We start from the raw sequence: 21,405 nt of genomic DNA, 5'->3' as shown, positions 1-21,405 counted from the left end.
TGTTCGCCGATTGTCTTCAGGTATTCGCTTTCTTTTTCTTCCTGCCGGCGGACTTCTTCAGATTTCTTGTTCGGACGCTCAAAAAGATCTGCCATACCTGCAATTGCCTGTGCCTTCCACTGCGAAATCTGATTCGGATGAACGCCATATTTTACTGCAATTTCCTGAATCGTAGATTCTTCTCGTAAAGCTTCAAGAGCAACCTTTGCCTTGAATTCCTTGCTGAATGTCTGTCGTTTCTTTGCCATGTGCTAACCGCCTTGCTTAATTTATCGGCTGTTTGCACCTTAAATCTGTTCCTTTTTCTGTGCTGTTTTACGCACTCATTTTATACGGAAGCGGAAAAGAAAATACTGCTGGAAAAACTGTTTCTTTAGATGTAAAAATGCAGACTTCTACAGAGAAAGGAGAAAATACAAACTTTCTTTTTACGCCTTTATCAAGCGGAACGTATCGTTTTACCTTCTACGAGAACAACAATACCTTTGTGATTACGCAGGAGCAGGAATAGGTCAGTATTTGTACTGCGCAGTGCGGTGTTTTACGATGCTATGCCGCACTGTTTTTCCCCTGCAAGTGATGTTCTTCCGTGCTGCGTGTCGTTCCACCGTTGCCTTGCTTTTTCTCCGTGCCTGCGCCACGGCTACTCCTCCAAAAAACAGCGTATCTTGTGGCGTTCGCCGGTCTGCCTAAAGCCGGGCAGTTCGTTTCTGCATCGTTCTGTTGCTTTCGGGCAGCGGTGCGCAAACGGACAGCACGTTTCTGCTTCAAGTGTAGTTTTTACTTCGGTGCCTGCGCTTGTCTGTACGCATTTTGCACCTTCAAACAGCAGTTTTGTGTAAGGATGCCCGGCTTTTTTATACAAGTCCGCAGCTGGTGCTTCTTCCACCAGAACGCCGCGGTACATTACGCCTATGGTATCGCAGAAATAGCAGGCGACTTTCAAATCGTGCGTGATGAAAATATAGCTTAAGCCGCGGCTTTTTTTTATGTCGTGCAGAAGGTTTATAATCTGTCCCTGAATTGAAACGTCAAGCGCAGAAACAACTTCGTCGCAGATAAGAAGTTCCGGGTTCATGATAAGTCCCCGTGCAATCGAAATGCGCTGGCGCTGTCCACCGGAAAATTCTGCGGGGCGGCGGTCTAAGTCTTCTGCGGAAAGTCCGACTTCCTGTATGATTTTTTCTGCCCGTTCACGCGCATCTTTTTTGCCGTGCCATTCGGAAGAGTAGCGGAGGGGAGCTGTAAGGACTTCAAAAATTGTCATTCGGGGATTCAGCGAGCGCGCCGGGTCTTGAAAAATATATTTTACTTTTTCCCGGTAGTTTTTAAGCTGTTTTCCTGTAAGCAAAGAAACATTCTGTCCTTTAAATAAAATCGTTCCGCCTGTCTGTTTGTACATTCTTATTACAAGGCGCGCTGTCGTTGTCTTTCCGCAGCCAGATTCGCCTACAATTCCGTATGTAGTTCCGCGCGGAATGTCGAACGAAACGTCATTTACCGCAAAAACAGTCTTTTTGTTCCTTGCAAAAAATCCGGCTTCCATATTGAACTGTTTGGAAAGATTGCGCACTGAAAGAATATTGTCGTTTGAGTTCTGTTCCATAGAATCCGTAGAAAACCTCCGCTCGTTGTTTTTTTGAGTATAAACGCAAAATGCCCGGCAAATCAACACAGCCGTAACCATAAATGTTTTGTGATAAAGTATTTTCTTCTCCGCATTTTGTGATAGTTTTATGTTATTGCAGAATATAATTGTTACTTTTCTTTTATTTGTTTTATCTGTATTGTGTATGGCATGAACTCACAGTCTGTTAAGGAATCTTCTATTTTTAAGCTGGCATGGCCTATTTTTGTCCAGATGATTTTATCTATGTGTCTTGGCTACGTAGATACGATTATGATGAGCCGGTGTTCGGAAACTGCCGTTGGTGCAATCGGAAATGCCAGCCAGATTCTTGGATTTCTGAATCTTGCGTTTTCCATTGTTTCAAGCGCTACAGGCGTGGTTGTGGCGCAGTATCTTGGTGCAAGGCAGACTGATAAAATGAACCGCATTTATACAGTTGCCGTTTTGTTCAATCTTGTGCTTAGCATTGCCGTCTGCCTTTTTGTAACGACGTTCAGCCGTCCGCTTCTAAATGCTGTTCATATTCCGCCTGTCATGCTTTCTGATGCGGACAGTTATATGAAAATCGTCGGGTGCTTTTTGTTTACGGACGCAATCGTAATGGTTTTTTCGCAAATTCTTAACTGTCACGGAAAAACAGCGGTGGGAATGTTTTTGTTTTTTGGAATGAACATTCTGAATATCACCGGAAATTACATCTTCCTGTTCGGACCGCTTGCATATCTTAATCTTGGCGTGCGCGGCGTTGCCGTATCTACAAGCATAAGCAGCGTTGTCAGTATGATTGTTTCTTTTATTGTGTTCAAAAAAATCGTAAAAGGCAATATTTCTTTCCGCCTGCTCCGTCCGTTTCCGATTGATATTCTTTCAAAACTTATAAAACTTGGAATTCCTACTGCCGGTGAAAACATTTCCTATAACATTGCGCAGATTATAATTACGGCGTTTGTAAATACAATGGGACCTGAGGCAACGACGGCAAAAATATACTGCAATACGCTTACTCTTTTTTCGATTGTGTATTCAAATGCAATGGCAGGCGCTACGTCCATTGTAGTGGGGCACAGCGTGGGCGATGACGACTATGATTTTGCGTACCGGCGAGTCCTTAAAAGCCTTTCAAGTGCAATGGTTGTTTCTATTGCAATAGCTGTTGCAAACTATCTGCTTTCTCCGTGGACGCTGCGGTTTTTTTCCGAAAACGAACAGATTGTTGCAATCGGACGTGAGGTTCTTTTTGTTGCAATATTCCTTGAACTGGGAAGATGCGTAAATCTTGTTGTAATCCGCAGCATGCGCGCCGCCGGTGATGTTGTATTTCCTACGGTGCTTGGCATTGTGTCGATGTGGGGAATTTCTGTTGTGGGTGCATACGTGTTCGGCATTGCAATGAAGCGCGGACTTTGCGGAATATGGATTGGAATGGCGGCAGACGAGATTTTCCGTGCCGTTGTCGTTCTTGTAAGGTGGAAAATCGGAACTTGGCGCGGAAAGTCTGTCGTAAAAAAATCGGCGGCGTAAAAACCTGGAATAAAAACGGCCAAAAAGGGTGAAATAATCCGCCGTTTTGTGCTATACTTCTCCCTGTACTTTTTACAGACTTTTATTGAGGGTGGATATGCGTTTTTTACATACCGGAGACTGGCATTTAGGGAAGGTTTTTCACGAGGTTTCGCTTATCGAAGACCAGCGTGAATTCCTGCGTCAGGTTTGTGAAGAACTTGAATCTGCCCGTAAAGGTGGAAATCCGTATTCTGCGCTTCTTGTTCCTGGTGATGTATACGACCGGGCTGTTCCTCCGGCAGAAGCAACGCAGCTTTTGAGCCGTTTTCTTAATACGGTACATTCTTCTTTCCCGGAACTTCATTTGTTTTTTATTGCAGGAAATCACGATTCTGCAGGACGACTTTCTTTTGCACGCGAACTGCTTGACAGTCAGAATATACATATCTGTACGGACACGAGCCATTACACTGAGCCGGTTGTCCTTGAAAACGGCGGAGAGGCGGTTTGCGTCTACCAGCTGCCGTTTTTATATCCGCTTTCAATTTCTTCCGATGACGAAAAGCTGCTTAGGACTCAGCAGGAACAGTATGAGTATGCCTTGAGCCGCATTCTTCAGGTTCATGACAAGTCGTATTCTGGAATTCCTGCCGTTCTTTGCGCGCATCTTTTTACGGCAAAAAGCGCGGTCGGTTCTTCGGAACGCAGTTTTGTCGGGACGGCGGAAATGGTAGATACTGACGTTTTTAACGGCTTTACCTATTGCGCGCTCGGGCATATTCATAAATGCCAGCCGTGCGGTTCTGAAAAGCGCGTTTATTATTCCGGCTCTCCGCTTGCATACGACTTTGGCGATAATCCGGACACTTTTATGCTGAGCGTTACCGTTAATGGTACGGATGTTCCGTCCGTTCAGAAGATTCCAGTGCGTCCGCTCCATCGTCTGGCAGTTCTTGAGGGCGCGTTCAGTGATTTTTACGGTGCGTCTGCGGATAAAAAACTGATTGAAAAGTACCGTGACTGTTACGTAAAGATTTCTGCAACGGATACTTCCGTTGTGCAGGGGGCAATGAGCCTTCTTCGCACGAATTTTCCGCTGTGCCTTAGTTTTGTGCCGAAAATTTACGCTTCCGCTTCGTCGTCTGGTTCGGTTCAGGAACGAAAGTCTGCCATAGAGTCAAAAAATTCCTGTCAGATTTTTGAGCAGTTTCTTTCGGATGCATACGGTTCTTCCGGTTTTGAGGAGGAGCTTCCTGCGGAAGAAAAGCAGTGCGTTCAGGACGAAAAAAAACTTTTTTCAGAATTGTCAAAAGGTTTATCCTGGTAGCGGCGGAAAGGCGGGAGATTGAATTAGATGAAACCAGTTGAATTGATTTTAAAAAATATCGGACCGTTCCTTGACGAACGCATTGATTTTTCTGAACTTGATACGCTTTTTCTTATAAGCGGAAATACTGGCGCCGGAAAAACTTTTATTTTTGATGCAATGACGTTTGCCCTTTACGGAAAACTTAAAGGAAACCGCGCAAACTGCGTTCAGGAACTGCGTTCAAAATATGCGGAAGACGGAAGCGAAACTTTTGTGGAATTTGTGTTTGAGGCTGCCGGAAAAAAATACCGCGTTCACCGGACTGTGCCGTATACTCTTGTAAACAGCAAGGGCAGGCTGGTGACAAAACCGTCTGAAGTTGATTTCTGTGGTTTTGAGGGCGGAGAATTTATTTCGTTCGGAGAAAAGACGGAAGCGACGAACGGGCGCATTCAGGAAATAATCGGACTTGCGGCGGATGAATTTGCGCAGGTAGTACTTCTTCCGCAGGGAGCATTTGCTGAATTTTTAAAACAGTCTTCAAAAGAACGGCGCGACACCCTTGCAAAACTGTTCCCGGTCAGCTGGTTTTCAGACCTTATGGTTAAGACCCGTGAAAATGCGCGCCGTATGGAAGAAGAACTTTCTGCTGTTTCGCATCAGATTGCGCTTTCCTCGAAGAATAATGATTTTTCAAATGCATCGGAAAAACTTTCTGCAATGGAAGCGAAAATTGCAGAACTTCATAAAAAGGAAAGCGCGCTTATAGAAAAGCGTAAGGAAATTGCGTCAAAAAAAGCCGTTCTTGAAGAAAAATTTGCGGCGGCAGAAACTGCGGCGACAAGCAGAAAACGGCTTTCTGAACTTGCGGCGCAGAAATCACAGTTTGACGAACTTGAAAAGCAGAATGAGCGTGCGCAGCGTGCCCTTGAACTTGACGTTTTTATCCGCCAGAAAGAAGATGCGGAAAAACGCCTTTTTGCGGCGCAGAAGAATTTTGAAAGCGCGCAAAGACGTTATGAAAAAATTACGCAGGAACTGGATGCGCTTCAATCACAGGCAGAACGAATTTCAAAGCTCAAGGACGATACGGAAAAACTTAAGAAAAACATTCTTCAGCAGAAATCGCGCCTTGATGATGCGCAGAAATACACCCTTTCAAATGCCGTTCCGCCGGAACTTCGGGAAACGCTCTGCAGTCTTAATGAAGAATATCGTTTTTCCGGCGAAGAACATCTTTCCGAAGTCAAAAATGAAAAAGACAAAAGCCGCTCCGTTTCAATCAATGAAGAACTTGCAGACGCGTGCGCATTGCTTCAGAAAGCGGCGGAACGCGACGGAGTTGTTCTGCGGCTTTCAGAAAGCAGGGAAGAACTTGAGGTTCTTAAAAAAAGTGCTGATTCCCTTTTTGAACTTCTTGAACGGAACAGGCGTTCCCGCGAGCAGGCAGAGGCGGCACTGGAGCAACAGCGGATTTTGAATATGGCATACACCGTTTCAAAATCTCTTTTACCGGGAAAGCCGTGTCCTGTATGCGGTGCCGTTGAACATCCTGAACCAGTTTGTTCCGACGCGCATAAAGACATTCTTTCGTTTGAGGAGCAGGTTCAGACGTTCCGGCAGAATGAAAAGCAGCTGGACGAGTCGTACCAGCAGAAACTTCAGGATATGCGTGCCGCCGAATCAAAAATAGAAATGCTTGAAAAACAGGCAGAACCATTTGCCGCCGTTCCAGAAACTTCTTTTGTAAAGGAGCAGTATGTTTCGCTTGTAAAAACGTATTTTGAATTGAATGTGCGGTGCAGGGCGGCTCAAAGTAAAATTGCGGCGGCAGAAACGGAGATTGCGCAGTTTTCCGAGTCGCTCAACAGTCTTTCCCGTTCTGCTGCCGGTGCAAAAGCAGCTTTTGAAAATGCAGAGGCGCAGGTAAAATTGCTTGCGGACGAAAGCAGGGAGAAGGCGGCGCTTCTTGAAGAAAAAATCGGAAAGTCTGTTTTTTCCTGCGTAGACGAAGCGAAAAGCTGCTTTATTGAAAGTTCGCTTCTTGAAAGGCAGAAAGAACTCTGCCGGCGGTATGCTGATGAAGTAAAAAAATGCGAAGGTATTGTAGAAAGTACCGCCGCCGTTGATTCTGCAGAAAATGTCCGTGCGGAACTTGATTTGCTTGTTTCTGACGAGCGGTATGCAGAAAATGATTTTAACGCAGCAAGAAAAGAAACGGAACGTCTTGAACGTGAACATACGGCCTATTCTTCTGCTTTTAATACTGTTCAGGAACTTGAACGTCAGTACAACAAACTGTATTCGGAATTCAAGCCGTATAAAAAGTTGAGCGAAGACTTGAACGGCACGAATCCTTCAAAACTTCAGTTTGATTCCTGGGCGCTCGGTGTATATTTTGAGCAGGTCGTAAGTTATGCGAGCCGCCGCTTTTTTGACATTTCCAGCGGACGTTTTCAATTTCTGCTTGATTCCGGCGGAAAGACGGGGAAGGGGTACAAAGGACTTGATCTTCTTGTAACGGACAGTTTTACCGGCTGTACGCGTGACCCGGCAACTTTAAGCGGCGGAGAAACGTTTGAAGCAAGCATAAGCCTTGCCCTTGCCATAACGGACGTTGTACAGAATCAGAACGGGGCTGTTTCCCTTGATTCGCTTTTTATAGATGAAGGATTCGGTTCGCTTGACGGTGAAACGCTGGACAAGGCAATGGAAATTTTAAATGAACTTCAGGAAACAAAAATGATTGGTATCATATCACACGTTGAAGCGCTTCAGCAGACTGTACGTTCGCGTATTGACGTTGAAAAAACGAACTTCGGTTCACATATACGAATAAGAAAAGGATAATAAAAGTTGAATATAATAAACTGCACATAATTGACTTTTTATGGGAGATGTAATATGACAGTGGCAAAACAGATTGTCATTTGCGCAAACATAAAAAATACTGATAAAAATATGCCGCGGTTTTATAATTCATTCTATAAAATCGTCTGAAGTTCTTTCAAAGATTTACAGATGTGCGTGCAGCATTTTCGCATTTCATCAGTCGGCTGGATTTTATCTGGAATCATAATGCACTGCATTCCGGCGGCATATGCGCTTCTTATTCCGTTCGGGCTGTCTTCAACGGCGGCACATTCTTCCGGTTTTAAGCCTGCGGAACGGCACGCCATAAGGTAGATTTCCGGCTCAGGCTTTGAATGCGTTACCATATCTCCAAAGGTAAGCGATGAAAAATATTTTTTTACTCCGGCGTTTTCAAGCTGCCGTGAAGCTTTTTCTCTTCTGGTGGATGTAGCAAGTGCAACTGTATATTTTTTTACAAGACAGGAAAGAGTTTCTTCCGCATACGGCATAAGCTGAATTCCATCCGTCGTTTCTATCTGCGAAAACAGTTCCGATGTCCGCTCAAGAAAGCGCTCCGCCTCAAAATTGTTTCCGTACAGCCGGCGCAGCGTTGAAATCGTATCAGGCTTGTTCATTCCCAGACAGGCGTGCTGCGCTTTTTCAATATCCGTAAGATGAAATTCGTTTCCTGCAATTTCCCACGTGCGGAAACAGATTGTTTCGGTGTCAAGAATTACACCGTCCATATCAAAAATAATTCCTTTAATGTCAGCCATTTTTATCCTTCTTTGTTTGCACGCCGTTTTTCGGCATATTCTTTGAATTAGGTTTTATAAAACAGACTGCCGCACTTACTCCTGTTCCGATGATAATTCCTGCAAGAACATCAGTCGGAAAATGTACGTACAGGTACAGCCGCGAAAATGCGATTGATGCTGCCAGTATAACTGCCGGAATCCAAAGCCTGTTCCGCCTGAAAAAAAGCACTGCCGCAGCAGAAAATGCGCAGGCGGTATGTCCTGACGGAAACGAAAAATCCGAAGGCGGCTTTATAAGCAGGACGGCGGCAGGATTTTGCGTAAACGGACGCGGACGCGCTATAACCGGCTTAAGGATGAACTGATACGCAACTGCTCCTGCTGCCAGCGAAATAATCATAAGAATTCCTGTTTTTCTTGTGCGCGGAATTGCAGTAAAAATCAGCGCAGTCAAAATCCAGATAAAACCTCCGTCTCCAAGATGCGTTATGACGGGCATAACTGCATCAAGCAAGGAATTTTTCAGCGTGTTTTGAATCCAGTCTAGAATGGAAAAGTCTATTTGCGTTATCGTCATTTTCAGACTATAACCTTTTATACGGTTATTTTCAATGTGCGTATGTTTACAGACTATTTTACAATGTTGTATAACCTTAAAAAAATCAATATAATTCGTTCTTACTTATACTTAATTTAATGGAAAGAATTTGTGTCAGACGGAAAACTGTGATTCTGACAAGAGGATTGTATGTTACTTGAAAAAATGCGGAACATCGGAATTATGGCTCATATTGATGCCGGAAAAACAACGACGACAGAGCGTATTCTGTATTATACAAAAAAAATACATAAGATAGGCGAGATTGATGACGGTCAGGCAACTATGGACTGGATGGCACAGGAGCAGGAACGCGGAATTACGATTTGCAGTGCCGCCACGACGACTTATTGGAAAGACTATCAGATAAATATCATCGACACTCCGGGTCACGTTGATTTTACGGCGGAAGTCGAGCGTTCCCTCCGTGTCCTTGACGGCGCGGTTGCAGTTATCTGCGCGGTTGACGGCGTTCAGCCGCAGACGGAAACTGTCTGGAAGCAGGCAGACGAATTTAAAGTTCCGCGCCTTTGCTTTATGAACAAAATGGATCGAATCGGCGCGGATTTTTTCGGGTCTATGAAAGACGTTCAGGAAAAATTCGGCGTTGAATGTCTTGCGCTTCAAATTCCTATCGGTGAAGGACAGGCGTTCGAAGGGGTGATTGACCTTTTGCGCATGAAAGAGCTGCGCTGGAATGCCGATGACGAGGGAGAAACGATTGTTGAAAGCGACATCGACGAAAGTCGTATGGCAGATGCCGTAACCTGGCGCGAAAAACTTATTGATCAGGTTGCATCCAGTGATGATGAACTTGCCGAACTGTATCTTGACGGACAGGAAATTTCTGTCGGACAGCTTAAGGCTGCAATCAGAAAAGGTTCTATAAACCGTACATTTGTTCCGTTTGTTATGGGTAGTGCGCGCCATAATCAGGGTGTTCAGCCGCTTATCGATGCGGTGATTGATTATCTTCCGTGTCCTACGGACATTCCTGCTGCTTCAGGCATTCATATCAAAAAAGACAAGGAAGAAACTGTTGAAGTTCCGTGCGATGTTTCAAAGCCAGCTCTGGGGCTTGTGTTCAAAATTCAGTATGACCGCGAAATGGGAAGCCTGTGTTACGTCCGTATGTATTCCGGAAAAATCTCTGCCGGAACGCAGGTTCTTAACATAAACAAGAAAAAACGCGAGCGCGTAAACCGAATTCTCCGTATGCACGCGGACAAAAGCGAGCCGTTGAACGAAGTCTGCGCCGGAGATATAGCCGTTTTTGTAGGACTTAAACTTGCCCAGACCGGTGATTCAGTCGGAAGCGAGGGATTTCCTGTTCTTCTTGAAAAGCCTGTTTTCCCTCAGCCTGTAATTTCCGTTTCGCTTGAGCCGGAAAGTATGAGCGAGCGTGACAAAATGAACGACACCCTTCAAATTCTTTCTAAGGAAGATCCGACTTTTACATATCACGAAGATTCAGAAACCGGTCAGCTTATCATCAGCGGAATGGGAGAACTTCATCTTGACGTTCTTGTAACGCGTATGAAAGATGACTTCGGCGTTCAGTGCCGCGTAGGTGCGCCGCAGGTTACGTACCGCGAAGCCGTTACTTCCTCTGCAGACTGTACGGAATCGTTCAGCAAAGTTCTGGGCGGTAAGGAAAATACGGCCGGAATTACAGTTCATGTTGAACCGCGCGAGCAGGGTGCAGGAAATTCCTATTCATGTACCGTGCGTGACAATAACATTCCTGAAGAAATTTATGAGGCTGTGGAAAACGGCTTCAGAAGTTCCCTTGATTCCGGAATAAACTACGGTTATCCGTGTACGGATACAGCAGTAACCGTTACCGGCATAACGTATTCGGAAGAAACTGCTACTACATTTGCATTCGAGGCGTGTGCCGCACAGGCATTCGATAAAGTTTGCAATATGGCTTCTCCGCAGCTTCTGGAACCTGTTATGAATGTCGACATTACCTGCCCTAAGGAATTTGTGGGTGAAGCAATGAGTCAGATGACTCAGCGCGGCGGAATGATTATGGGACAGGACTCAAAGGCAAGCGGTGACATAATCCATGCTCAGGCACCGATGGCAAAAATGTTCGGATTTTCTACAAATCTTCGTTCTGCAACGCAGGGAAGGGCGGGGTTCAGTATGGAATTCAGCCACTTTCAGGTTAAGGCAGGAGGATTTAATTCCTGATTTATCCGGAATATTTTTTTTGAAAAGTGATGATGTTTCTATTGACACTTTTTCAAAAAATATATATGATACTAATCAATTCGCGGCGATGGCGGAATTGGTAGACACGTAAGGTTGAGGTCCTTATGGCGAAAGCTGTGCAGGTTCAAGTCCTGTTCGCCGCACTAAAAAGATTGCTGATTTTTCAGCAATCTTTTTTTTTACCCTGGGGATTTTTTTAATGATTGCGGTTTTTGTAAATTGCGGTGCTGTTATAGCAGGTTCGATTATCGGTTTGTTCTTTGCACGCAGGATAACGGAGGAAATGTCATCCCATATTCAGACGGCCGCCGGCATTGTAACGATGATTCTTGGTATTCAGATGGCAATGCAGTATCACAACATTGTGTATATGACGCTTTCGCTTATTGCAGGCGGAATTATCGGCTGCTTATGCGATATAGACGGAAAAATTCTGAAACTGGGAAATTTCCTTCAGCGTCTCTGTTTTCACGGAAAAGAAACGCCGTTCTCTGAAGGCGACGGTAATTCCCGTAATTTTGCTTATGCTTTTTTAAATGCGTCTGTTCTTTTCTGTGTGGGAGCGATGTCTATAGTCGGTTCGTTCAAAGCCGGTGTAGAAAAAGATTATTCAATTATATTTACAAAATCTATCCTTGACGGTTTTATGGCAATAAGTTTTGCCGGCGCAATGGGAATAGGTACTGCATTCAGTGCAATTATCGTTTTTCTTTATCAGGGAGCGCTTACCCTTCTGAGTGTTGTAATTCAGCCTTATGTTTCGCAGGTTCTTATAGAGGAACTTACTGCTGCTGGCGGCGCAATGATTGTAATGATAGGAATAAATCTTCTTAATCTAAAAAAAATCAAGACGGCAAATTTTCTTCCTGCATTTATACTTGAAATTCTGTTTGTAGTGCTTATTAAATAGCAGAAAAAAAAATTGTGCAACTTTTTTTGACATTACGTGTCTAAATAGACAACAGAAAATTATGCATTTAAATGCATGAAAAGGAGTTTTGTAAATGTTTAGCTTGAATACAGTTCTTTTTGTATGCGCTATTTTTGCCGTTTTGTATGCACCTCGTGCATTTGCGTGGTTTGCTTCTCTTTTTCCTCAGAAACGGCTGTATAATGACAAGAAAAACAAGCTTGCTTTATTTATTCCTGCAAGGAACGAAGGCAAGAATATCATTCCGCTTCTGGAATCTATAAAGGCTCAGACGTATGACGCAGACTGTTTTGATACGTTTATAGCTGTAAAAGATCCTGAAGATCCTGTCTATGAATATGCAAAAATTGTTAATGCTGAAGTGTACTGCGATGTTACCCAGACATGTAAAGGTGACTGTACTGATTATACATTCAAGAAAATTCTTGAGAAATATCCGAAAAAGTACGACGGTTTTATCATCGTAGATGCTGACTGTCTTCTTGAAAAAACATTCCTTGAAGAGATGAACAATGCAATGGCTTCTGGTGCTGACGTTATAAATGCAAAAAAACGCGTCCGCAACTATTATCAGGACGGCGGAAAGAACAGTAATCTCGTAACTGCCTGCAACGGTCTTATCTGGACATTCATGGATGATATGGGAAACCGTTTCCGAAGCGATCATAACCTTACTACGATGACTGTAACGACTGGTATTCTTTTTACGCGCAAAGTTGTTGAAGAGATGAACGGCTGGTGCTACCGCAAGACATTGACTGAAGATATGGAATTCTGCCACGACAGCATTCTTAAAAACAGAAAATGCTTCTATTATTCGTATGCAATGATTTATATGGAAGAAGCTCCTAGCCTTGCTGAAACAAATAAGCGCCGTTCACGTTGGATGCATGGTCTTACTCATTCAAACTACATTTATTTTGCAGATTTGATAAAGAACAGACAGAATAAACCTGTCGTAAATTTTTACTTTATGTTCAGTCTGTGGCTGGTTTATCTGTTTGTTGCAACGCTTATCGGAATGGCTGCAATAAATCTTGTCTGCTCTGCACTTGCAATAGGATTCGGTGAACCTGTAAATTGGGAGTATGTGATTTCTGCCGGTGCTGCGGTGTTTGCAATTTATGCTGCATTCTTCATTCTGACTGCTGTTGCGCTTTTCATTAATAGAAAAGACATAAAACTTACAAAGCTGGGATTTCTTGCCGTTCTTTTTGTGCATCCTGTTTTCTATATGGGATATATTCCGATTGTTGCAAAAGCAATTGTCAGCAAGAATGACAAGCAGTGGGATGCAATTGCCCGCGTTCAGACAGACTCTTCTGAAGTTTTCTCTGAATAAAAAATAAATGTGACGGAGATTTGCCTTATGGATTGGTTTGATTTAGCATATACAACACCTGATGTTATAGAAAAAATGAAGAAAGCCGAGCAGGAAGGCAGATTTTCCGACCATCTGGATCCGATTGAATATCACGGGACGCTTCCTGTGGACGAGTCGTTTCCGTATATTCCGAATGTGTTTCTGCGTGCGGTGTACGCATTCCGGAAAATTACGTTCCTTAATCATTTCATAAAATCTCTTAATGAGAAAGTTCTTCTTACAAAAATTACGGGAAAAGAAAATTTGAAGGGAGTAGGAGCGGCTGTTTTTATCTGTAACCACGTGAATAAATACGATGCGCTTGCAGTAAATTATGCGCTCGGAAAGCGTCCTTTAAAGATTATGGTTGCAGATTTCAATAACCGTCCGGGATTTCTTGGAAAGATGATGCGTGCGGACGGAATACTGCCGTTCAAGAATACGCGTGCCTGCATACAGAAATTTACTGAGGCAGTGAACTATTATCTTTCGCACGGAACAGGCGTGCTGTTCTTCCCGGAGGGCAGCGAATGGTGGTGCTATAAAAAGCCGCGTCCGTTTATGGATGGTGCATTTCATTTTGCCGCTGCGAACAATGTGCCGGTCGTGCCGCTTTTCATTACGTTCCGCGAAACTGGCAGAGTCCGCGACGGAATTGATCTTCCTGAATTTACGGTGAATATTTTAAATCCGCTCTATCCAAATTCTGAAAAGACAAAAAAAGAAAATGTCCGGGATTTGAAAAACGGTGCGTTTGATGCCTGTATGAAAAAATATGAACAGGCATACGGTGCTGAATAGAGCTTTTACTGAAAAAATCTGCGTTTTTGCGCAGATTTTTTTATGCCGAATTCAAGTTTCTCTCCTGGTTTCTTCCTAATTTTGTTTGACTAATAATCTTTTTCCCCTTACAATGATAAGTATAATATAACCCCAAAGGGAGGCCAAATAATATGGCAAAAGTTGAATTAAAAGGTATTGGCAAAATTTATGACGGCGGTGTACAGGCTGTTACAAATGCTAATATCACAATTGAGGACAAGGAATTCTGCGTTTTCGTAGGTCCTTCTGGATGCGGTAAGTCTACGACTCTCCGTATGATTGCCGGCTTGGAAGATATTTCTGAAGGCAAACTTTATATTGACGGTAAGGAAATGAATGATGTTCCGCCGAAAGACCGTGATATTGCAATGGTTTTCCAGAACTATGCGCTTTATCCGCACATGTCTGTATATGATAACATGGCATTTGGTCTAAAACTCCGCAAGGTAGACAAGGCAGAAATTGACCATAAAGTTCGTGCGGCTGCAGAACAGCTTGGTCTTACTCCGTATCTTGAAAGAAAACCTAAGGCTCTTTCCGGCGGACAGAGGCAGCGTGTTGCCGTAGGACGTGCAATTGTCCGCGAGCCAAAAGTATTCTTGTTCGACGAGCCGCTCTCTAACCTTGATGCAAAGCTTCGCGTTACAATGCGTGCTGAAATCGCAAACCTGCACAATACACAGCAGAAAACAATGATTTACGTTACGCACGACCAGACAGAAGCTATGACGCTCGGTACAAAGATCGTCGTTATGAAAGACGGTTTTGTTCAGCAGATTGGTGCTCCGTTGTACCTGTACAACAATCCGATCAACAAATTCGTTGCCGGATTTATCGGAACTCCTCCGATGAACTTCCTTACTGTAAAAGTTCTTGAGCGTGGCGGAAAAATCGTATGTGATGAAGGTTCGTTCGAAATTGCTCCGACTGACGCACAGGCAAAATGCCTTAAAGAATATGTCGGAAAAGAAGTTTCTTTCGGTATTCGTCCTGAGGATCTTGAATATTCAGAAAAACCGGTTGGAAAAGACAATATGCAGATGAAGATTACGAACAAGGAGCCTCTTGGCGCTGAAACTCACCTGTATCTTGTTTCAAACAAAGGTCAGTCTGTTATTGCAAAAATCCACGACAATGTAGAATTCCGTCTTGGTGATACAATCAATGTTGTTCCTAATATGGAAAAAGCTAAATTCTTCTCTATGGAAGAAGGCGAAAAGAACATCTGCGATACGATTGAAGTAAAGTGGTAACATATAGCGGCGTTTTTTGAAAAAGCGCCGTTCGTAAAAAAAGCCCGGATTCTTATATGAATCCGGGCTTTTTTATTTCAGCATATTGAAAAATCTGCTTCCTGCGTCGTTATGTCAATGTTTGACGCTTTTACCGTAACCTTCTGGTTCAGCGCAAGTTGAGTGCCTTTCAGCATTGTCTGCATTGCAAGGCTTGGAATCATCATAATGGAGTCGTTTCCCTTGTTTTCAATACAGACTGCTTCTCCCTGCCATTCAGGGTTCTGAAGAAGGTAAATCAATTTCCAATGAGTATCGCTGTATCTGCTGGCTTTTCGTGCCGCAACAGAAGCCGCATCTCCCTGGCTGATGCGCTCAAGCATAGTGTCTTTGTCGATGAGTTTTCTTCCGTCAAGATATGCCCTCAGCTGTTCGTGGGCAATTAAATCTGAATAACGGCGAAGCGGACTTGTTACCTGACTGTAGATTGCAATTCCCAGTCCTGAATGCATTGCTGGAGTAATTCCGACGCTTCGTTTTCGCATACATTTGAGCAGCTGGAACTGACCTGCAAGGCCGTCTGCCAGTTTTGCAGGGAATTCCGGTGCTTCCTGACTTACAAACGGGAATGGAATTCTGTTGTTGTATGCAAAATGAGCCGCGCCTTCACCTGCCAGAAGCATCATTTCGCATATCATTGCGTCTGCCTCGTAGCGTACAAGCGGCGAAACAGAAACCTTTTTCGTTTCCGGATCAACGTTTATGTGGACTTCCGGCATATCTATATTTGTTGCGCCGGATTTTTTTCTGCGCTCAACATTCCGTTTTGCAATGTCGAAAAGCGGCTTTAGTTCCGGTGAGTCTTTTTGTTCTGTTGCTGCTTTATAGGTGAGCCGCTTAACGTTGACGATTGTTTTTAGTATGGTGCATTCCTGTACGGAACAGTCTTCGTTGAGAAGAAGCCTGAAAGACAGGGCGCGGCTTTTTTCTTTAAGCCCCAGTGCATAGTCTTCAAGTGCTGTTTCTGCAAGCATACGGACTGCACCGTCAGGAAGATACAGCGTTGTTCCCCTGTTACGTGCCGCCTTGTCTACGACACTGTCCGGTTCAACAAATGATGCCGGGTCTGCGATATGCACCCACAGGTATTTTCCGTCAAAATTAACTGCATCGTCCGGGTCTGCCGACCATTCGTTGTCTATTGCGTATGCCGTACCGGGAACTTCAAGCCGTTCTTCCTCTGGCGGCGTTCCCAGTCCCTGCTGTGCACTTGTCATTGAAAGACCGTATCGTGTAGGGTACGGATTTTTTGTTATTTCCCAAATTCCTGTTTCAAGAAGGAGCTTGTGCGCTTTTTCCGGAGTCTGCGTTATTCCGGCTTCTACAAGAACTTTTGATTTTTCAGTCTTGCACAGAGCAACGTTTTCCACCTCGACCATATATTTTGCATCGCCGGGAAATTCAAGTTTTCTCTGCTTTAGCCGTTCTATAAATGCCGCACGGATTTCTTCTTCGTGTTCCTTTTCGTAGTTTTTCTGTTTGATTACGTTGATTTCATCTTCTGTGCGCGGAATGAACGTCAGTTCGTTGTTTTTAAGAGCCGCTTCGTCAAGGGAGAATTCAAGGGATTTTGTAAGAGCATTGAATATAAACCACTGCGCCTGTGCTTCGGCATCAGCCTTTATTATGTCTGAAAGTTCGCTGAATGAAACGGGCGTTTTTGCCGTCGCTTCGTCGCTTTCAAGAAGTTCGTAGGCTTCCTGAATAAGCGTGGAGATAGAACTGTCTTCGTATGAAAGTGCATCTTCAAGGCTTGTACAGCTTTTTTCACTCAAAGGAATGATGTCTTTTTCCCGGACTTTCTGTTCTGCATACCGGTTTTTTTTTCCGTTTGGTGAAGCAGCTCCTGCCTGAAAAGTAATGACTATTTTGTCGCCGTCAAAATCTTTTATGAGTGCCGGCTGTTTTTTGTAAAGGACTAAAATGTTTTTATTGTACATACTGTAAATATAAAGAAAAGAGTGCGGTTAAACAATAAAAATTTTCTTGCTAAAAAATGAAGTCTACAGTAATATTTAATTATCACATTTTAGGGAGCAAAATATGGCATACAAAATCGACGCTGACAAATGCGTAAACTGTGGTTCTTGCGAACCGGATTGTCCTGTTGGAGCTATTTCAGAAAGCAATGATAAACGCGTAATTGACGCTGATAAATGTATCAGCTGCGGTACGTGCGCATCTGAATGTCCTGCAGAAGCTATTTCTGAATAATTAAAAAGGACGGACGAAAGTTGTGTGATTATGAACGGTTTTCGTCCGTCTTTTTATTTTAAAGTGCTGAAAAATCTTTTCGTAATTCCGCTTTTTTTCTTTTCAATTTGCTTTTCTGCCGCTCAGGAAAGTGCTTTTGTCGTTTCTTCTGATTTTCTTCCGGTTATAAACGAGCTTTCTCGTTATGATGTTGTTTTTCAGCAGCTGACCCAGACTTCATCTTATAATGACATTCAGTATGCTGCCGGAAAAGAATGTATTGAAGAATTCTATTTGTATACTTGCAGAGCGAACGAAACTCTTTTTTCCCTTCATTCTGCGACCGGCATTCCGTATGATACTCTTGCCACTCTGAACGGAATATCAGGAACGGACGAACGGCTTTCAGGGCGAAAAATTATTATTCCTGCTGAAAAAGGCGTTTTTGTTCCGGTGAAGCCTGTGAATGCTGTGGAAGTTCTGCTCCGTGCAGAAATGAAGGCGGACGCATCTCCCGTTCGCTATGTTGTTGACGGCAGGGAATTTGATTTTTTGCAGGGGGAGCGCTTTTCGCAGGCGCAAAGAGCTTTTTTTCTGGATTCGTCTTTCCGCCTTCCTATTGATACCAGGATTGTTTCTTCCGGTTTCGGATACAGGACAAGTCCTGTGTACGGCGTGTGGAAATTTCATAAAGGAGTTGATTTTGCGGCTCCCGAAGGAGAAAGTGTGTATGCCTGTAAAGGCGGAACGGTAAGCCTTGCAGTCAGAAATGATGCAATTTTTGGAAATTATATTATTATTTCTCATTCTGGCGGACTTACGAGCGTGTACGCGCATCTTTCAAAAATATCGGTCAGACAGGGGCAGGCAGTACGTTCCGGGCAGACTATTGGCGAGGTAGGGCAGACAGGTGCTGCAACAGGTCCGCATCTTCATTTTGAAATCCGCAGGAACGGAAAGGCAACAGACCCGGAAGAACTTTTGCCGCGTCAATGACGTTATATTTCTTTTTTTTTCTTTGATTTTCAAGTCCCGGTATGTAAATTTATTAATAAATATAGTAGAATAAATATATGAAACGTGTTTTCTGCGCAGGATGTTTTTTTTCTCTTCTCTTTTTTATGAGTACTGCCGACTGTCAGGCAGAATCATTCAGGACTCATAAGACGCACATTGTTTCTCTTTCCGCTGAAAATCAAAAGGAGCAGAGTTTACAGACCGGCATAAATGACAGTATTGGAGTCTTTCTGCCGGATGACCTTATGTTTTTTGAAGGAATAGAAGTGAAGGTTCAGATTCCGCCTGCCGTTGCAAACTGGCGTGATTCTGTTGCTCTTGCCGCGTATGACGGAGTCGCGCCTGTTCCGTCTGCTTCAAAAATTGATTATTCGGGAAAACGTATCTACATACAGCCGCTTCCTTCAAAAGTGAACTGGATTATGCAGATTCCGCTCCGCTATGATAATTCCCTGAAAGACGGTCCTTACGTTACAAAAATGAATGTCATTCCGGAGATTTCCGGGCATTTTGTCTTTTTGCGTTTTATGCCGGTGATGAAAGGCGTTCCTGAAGAAACTCTTGAATCTGTGCTTTCTGTGTCTGTAAAACCGGTGCTGATTGACAAGGGAAGGCTCGTGCTTTCTGTAAAAACGCCGTCTTCTGCAAAAACGCCGTTTGTCGTCCTTATTGATGATAAAGTTACGGAACTTCCGGCAGACAATTCAATTCTTCTTGATACCGGCGTTCATAACGTCTGCATTCAGTCAGATGAGTATCGTAATGAAGTAAGTTCCGTGTATATAGACAGGGCAAGAACGACAGTCTGTGAAATTTCATTGAAAAGCCTTATGCCGACTGTTTCTATTTCTGTGCCAGATAATGTTGATATGTTCTTTGATGATCAGAAAATTGACGGAACTGCTGCGGAATTTGAAGTTTCAGAAGGGGAGCATCGCCTTCGCTTTTTGATGGGAAGCTATGAAATTATCCGAAGCCTTAATGCGGAAAAAGGTAAGTCTTATTCTGTAAATTTGTCTGTTGACTTGGAGATTACCGAGGAGTAGTAAAAATGAAAAAAGAAACAGTTGCAAAAATGATAGATCATACGCTTCTTGCCCCGACGGCAGGAATAAGGGATATTGTAAAGTTGTGTACGCAGGCGGAAGTTTATCATTTCGCCTCTGTCTGCATAAATCCTTATTTTGTTGCGGCGGCAAAAAATGAACTTTCGAATTCTGACGTGCATATTTGTACTGTCGTCGGTTTTCCGCTCGGTTCAAATACAACTGAGGTAAAGCGTTTTGAGGCAGTTTCTGCAATAAAAAACGGTGCTGATGAAATTGATATGGTGATGAATGTCGGTGCGGCAATTGACTGCCGCTTTAATGATGTTGAAACTGATATTCACGGTGTTGTATGCGCCTGCCGGGAAGAAGCAGAACGTCTTGGAAGAAAAGTTATTGTAAAAGTGATATTGGAAACGTGTTTTTTAGATGATCCGACGATAGCAACAGCCTGCCAGTGTGCGGTTCGTGCCGGTGCAGATTTTGTAAAGACATCAACCGGTTTTGCCGCTCCTAAGGGAATAGACGGAAACCTGCTTCCGAACGGTGCGTCCGTTCATCACGTACAGCTTATGCGTAAAACTGTTGGTGAGGATTTTGGCGTAAAGGCTTCCGGCGGCATTCGTTCAGCCCGCTCTGCTGCAAGTATGATATTAGCCGGTGCAACACGCATAGGAACTTCAAGCGGTATTCAGATTCTTGATGCCTGGGACGAAAGTATAGAACTTCCAGAAACAACACGCTGATTTTTTTGCATCATTTCTGTTCCTGTACGTAATTTCAATCCGGTGGGGTAGAGGAATTTCAACTGCGTTCCTTTCGATGCCAGTACAGCCGGTTATCTTTTATATAATAGGAAATTTTGTTGTCTTTTGCCAGATATGTAAGGTATGAGCGGAGCGTGCTGCTGATGAGCGCAAACTGTGCTGTTTTCAGCGTTATGTTATTTAAATCTGCAACCTGCTTTACAATTTCTTCAAACGGCAGATCCTGATTTCGCAGGATGTGAAGAATGCAGAATTCTGTGGAAAGAATGGCAATTTTGTTCATTTCTACAGTTTCGTCAATTCTTGTTATTGCGTTTCCGTGACTTGGAACAAACCAGTCTGCCTCTACCGTTAAAAGTGCATCCAGCGTCTGCTTGAATTCCTTTACGTCATACAAAAACGGTATCCAGTATTTCAGAATATGCTCGCGTCCGAAAACGGCATCTCCGGCAAACAGCACTTTTTCCTTTTTTGAATTTTCGTACAAAACGCCTGTCATTTCAAAATAGTGGCCTGGAAGCGGAAAAAATGAAATTTCGGAAGAATTGTCCAGAGTTATTTTAACGGCGGCGTCTATTATTTTTGTAGGCATCGTCGGTTCAGCCTCATAATAAGGCCCTGTAATTTCCGGAATCGGGTTTCCGCCCCAGATTACGGCAGCCTGAAGAAACGGATTTTGTATGCTTCCTGACTCTTTTTTTGTTGCCAGTAAATCACATTTTGTTTTTTCAATTATATATTTGTTTCCGCCGCAGTGGTCTGCATGAGAATGCGTACTTATAATTGCTTTTATTGAATAGCCGCCTTTTTCTTTTGGAAAAAGAGATTTCAGTTCTTCTAAAATGACTTTTGCGTCGGATGCGCTCATTCCTGTATCAACAAGATAAACTTCATTCGTTTTTTTTGTGCTGCTGAAACAGGAGATAATGCCGATGTTTGTTGCTCCTGGAAGAAAATATACAGAGTCTGTCAGTTTTTTTGCAGTCATACAGTTATAATATCAAAAAAAAGATGGAAGAGAAAGACAGTTTGATAATAAAAAAAAGGACTGTCCGTATGTCAGGCTTATGCGTAATCATAAAACCTTATTTACTCAGGACAGT

The 21,405-nt window shown here is 43.5% G+C and carries 19 protein-coding genes and 1 tRNA gene; 14 read left to right on the top strand and 6 right to left on the bottom strand.

Annotated elements, in window-relative coordinates; translation table 11 throughout:
- A partial coding sequence (locus tag B5D55_RS05870) for a transposase (protein WP_078933067.1) occupies positions 1–248 on the bottom strand: 248 nt, incomplete at its 3' end.
- Between the two features lie 59 nt (positions 249–307).
- On the opposite strand from B5D55_RS05870, the gene B5D55_RS05865 reads away from it, so the two are divergent.
- A complete protein-coding gene (locus B5D55_RS05865) occupies positions 308–511 on the top strand; it encodes a hypothetical protein (protein ID WP_143593232.1) in 204 nt (67 codons plus the stop codon).
- A gap of 132 nt (positions 512–643) precedes the next feature.
- On the opposite strand, the gene B5D55_RS05860 is transcribed toward B5D55_RS05865, so the two are convergent.
- The gene (locus B5D55_RS05860; protein WP_078933078.1) at positions 644–1,606 is read right to left on the bottom strand and encodes an oligopeptide/dipeptide ABC transporter ATP-binding protein; all 963 of its coding nucleotides are present in this window, start codon (positions 1,604–1,606) and stop codon (positions 644–646) included.
- A gap of 192 nt (positions 1,607–1,798) precedes the next feature.
- On the opposite strand from B5D55_RS05860, the gene B5D55_RS05855 reads away from it, so the two are divergent.
- From B5D55_RS05855 to B5D55_RS05845, 3 genes are all read left to right on the top strand, one after another.
- Positions 1,799–3,151 carry an MATE family efflux transporter gene (locus tag B5D55_RS05855; RefSeq protein WP_078933065.1) on the top strand — a complete coding sequence of 451 codons (1,353 nt, stop codon included), beginning with the start codon at positions 1,799–1,801 and terminating at the stop codon, positions 3,149–3,151.
- Positions 3,152–3,248: 97 nt separating this feature from the next.
- Entirely contained in the window at positions 3,249–4,460 is a 1,212-nt protein-coding gene (locus B5D55_RS05850) for a metallophosphoesterase family protein (RefSeq protein ID WP_078933064.1), read from the top strand.
- 27 nt (positions 4,461–4,487) lie between these two features.
- The gene (locus B5D55_RS05845; RefSeq protein WP_078933063.1) at positions 4,488–7,292 is read left to right on the top strand and encodes an AAA family ATPase; all 2,805 of its coding nucleotides are present in this window, start codon (positions 4,488–4,490) and stop codon (positions 7,290–7,292) included.
- Between the two features lie 134 nt (positions 7,293–7,426).
- Here B5D55_RS05845 and B5D55_RS05840 read toward each other — a convergent pair whose 3' ends face one another.
- Together B5D55_RS05840 and B5D55_RS05835 are read right to left on the bottom strand one after the other, a co-directional pair.
- A complete protein-coding gene (locus B5D55_RS05840) occupies positions 7,427–8,071 on the bottom strand; it encodes an HAD family hydrolase (RefSeq protein ID WP_078933062.1) in 645 nt (214 codons plus the stop codon).
- Positions 8,064–8,630, bottom strand: coding sequence for a phosphatase PAP2 family protein (locus tag B5D55_RS05835; RefSeq protein ID WP_143593230.1), 567 nt, complete (start codon positions 8,628–8,630; stop codon positions 8,064–8,066). Before B5D55_RS05835 ends, B5D55_RS05840 begins: the two co-directional genes overlap by 8 nt.
- Positions 8,631–8,801: 171 nt before the next feature.
- Between B5D55_RS05835 and fusA the strand changes: the two genes are divergently transcribed.
- The 6 genes from fusA to B5D55_RS05805 all read left to right on the top strand — a co-directional run bounded on the left by fusA (position 8,802) and on the right by B5D55_RS05805 (position 15,240).
- Positions 8,802–10,850 (top strand): elongation factor G, encoded by a 2,049-nt coding sequence (gene fusA, locus B5D55_RS05830; RefSeq protein ID WP_078933061.1) that lies wholly within the window; start codon positions 8,802–8,804, stop codon positions 10,848–10,850.
- An 82-nt stretch (positions 10,851–10,932) separates the two neighbouring features.
- A tRNA-Leu gene (locus B5D55_RS05825) sits at positions 10,933–11,014 on the top strand.
- A gap of 56 nt (positions 11,015–11,070) precedes the next feature.
- Positions 11,071–11,781: a DUF554 domain-containing protein gene (locus tag B5D55_RS05820; protein WP_078933060.1), complete on the top strand. Its 711-nt coding sequence runs from the start codon at positions 11,071–11,073 to the stop codon at positions 11,779–11,781.
- 94 nt (positions 11,782–11,875) lie between these two features.
- Positions 11,876–13,144: a glycosyltransferase family 2 protein gene (locus B5D55_RS05815; RefSeq protein WP_078933059.1), complete on the top strand. Its 1,269-nt coding sequence runs from the start codon at positions 11,876–11,878 to the stop codon at positions 13,142–13,144.
- 27 nt (positions 13,145–13,171) lie between these two features.
- On the top strand, positions 13,172–13,966 hold the full coding sequence (locus tag B5D55_RS05810) for a lysophospholipid acyltransferase family protein (protein WP_078933058.1): 795 nt from the start codon (positions 13,172–13,174) through the stop codon (positions 13,964–13,966).
- Between the two features lie 152 nt (positions 13,967–14,118).
- Positions 14,119–15,240 carry an ABC transporter ATP-binding protein gene (locus B5D55_RS05805; RefSeq protein ID WP_078933057.1) on the top strand — a complete coding sequence of 374 codons (1,122 nt, stop codon included), beginning with the start codon at positions 14,119–14,121 and terminating at the stop codon, positions 15,238–15,240.
- Between the two features lie 77 nt (positions 15,241–15,317).
- Here B5D55_RS05805 and B5D55_RS05800 read toward each other — a convergent pair whose 3' ends face one another.
- A complete protein-coding gene (locus B5D55_RS05800) occupies positions 15,318–17,219 on the bottom strand; it encodes a ribonuclease catalytic domain-containing protein (RefSeq protein WP_078933056.1) in 1,902 nt (633 codons plus the stop codon).
- Positions 17,220–17,322: 103 nt separating this feature from the next.
- On the opposite strand from B5D55_RS05800, the gene B5D55_RS05795 reads away from it, so the two are divergent.
- The 4 genes from B5D55_RS05795 (at position 17,323) to deoC (ending at position 20,281) form a co-directional block, all read left to right on the top strand.
- Positions 17,323–17,493 (top strand): indolepyruvate ferredoxin oxidoreductase subunit alpha, encoded by a 171-nt coding sequence (locus B5D55_RS05795; protein WP_078933055.1) that lies wholly within the window; start codon positions 17,323–17,325, stop codon positions 17,491–17,493.
- A 30-nt stretch (positions 17,494–17,523) separates the two neighbouring features.
- Complete coding sequence (locus B5D55_RS05790) at positions 17,524–18,468, top strand: LysM peptidoglycan-binding domain-containing M23 family metallopeptidase (protein WP_078933054.1); 945 nt, start codon at positions 17,524–17,526, stop codon at positions 18,466–18,468.
- Positions 18,469–18,545: 77 nt separating this feature from the next.
- A complete protein-coding gene (locus B5D55_RS05785; protein WP_078933053.1) occupies positions 18,546–19,535 on the top strand; it encodes a hypothetical protein in 990 nt (329 codons plus the stop codon).
- 5 nt (positions 19,536–19,540) lie between these two features.
- The gene (gene deoC / locus B5D55_RS05780) at positions 19,541–20,281 is read left to right on the top strand and encodes a deoxyribose-phosphate aldolase (protein ID WP_078933052.1); all 741 of its coding nucleotides are present in this window, start codon (positions 19,541–19,543) and stop codon (positions 20,279–20,281) included.
- A 58-nt stretch (positions 20,282–20,339) separates the two neighbouring features.
- Here deoC and B5D55_RS05775 read toward each other — a convergent pair whose 3' ends face one another.
- Entirely contained in the window at positions 20,340–21,290 is a 951-nt protein-coding gene (locus B5D55_RS05775; protein WP_078933051.1) for an MBL fold metallo-hydrolase, read from the bottom strand.
- Positions 21,291–21,405 lie beyond the last annotated feature (115 nt).

Origin of the sequence: Treponema porcinum (assembly GCF_900167145.1) — a bacterium.
Taxonomy (GTDB): Bacteria; Spirochaetota; Spirochaetia; order Treponematales; family Treponemataceae; genus Treponema_D; species Treponema_D porcinum.
The sequence above is the reverse complement of the archived record's forward strand: the minus strand, read 5'-3'. Positions and strand labels throughout refer to the sequence as shown.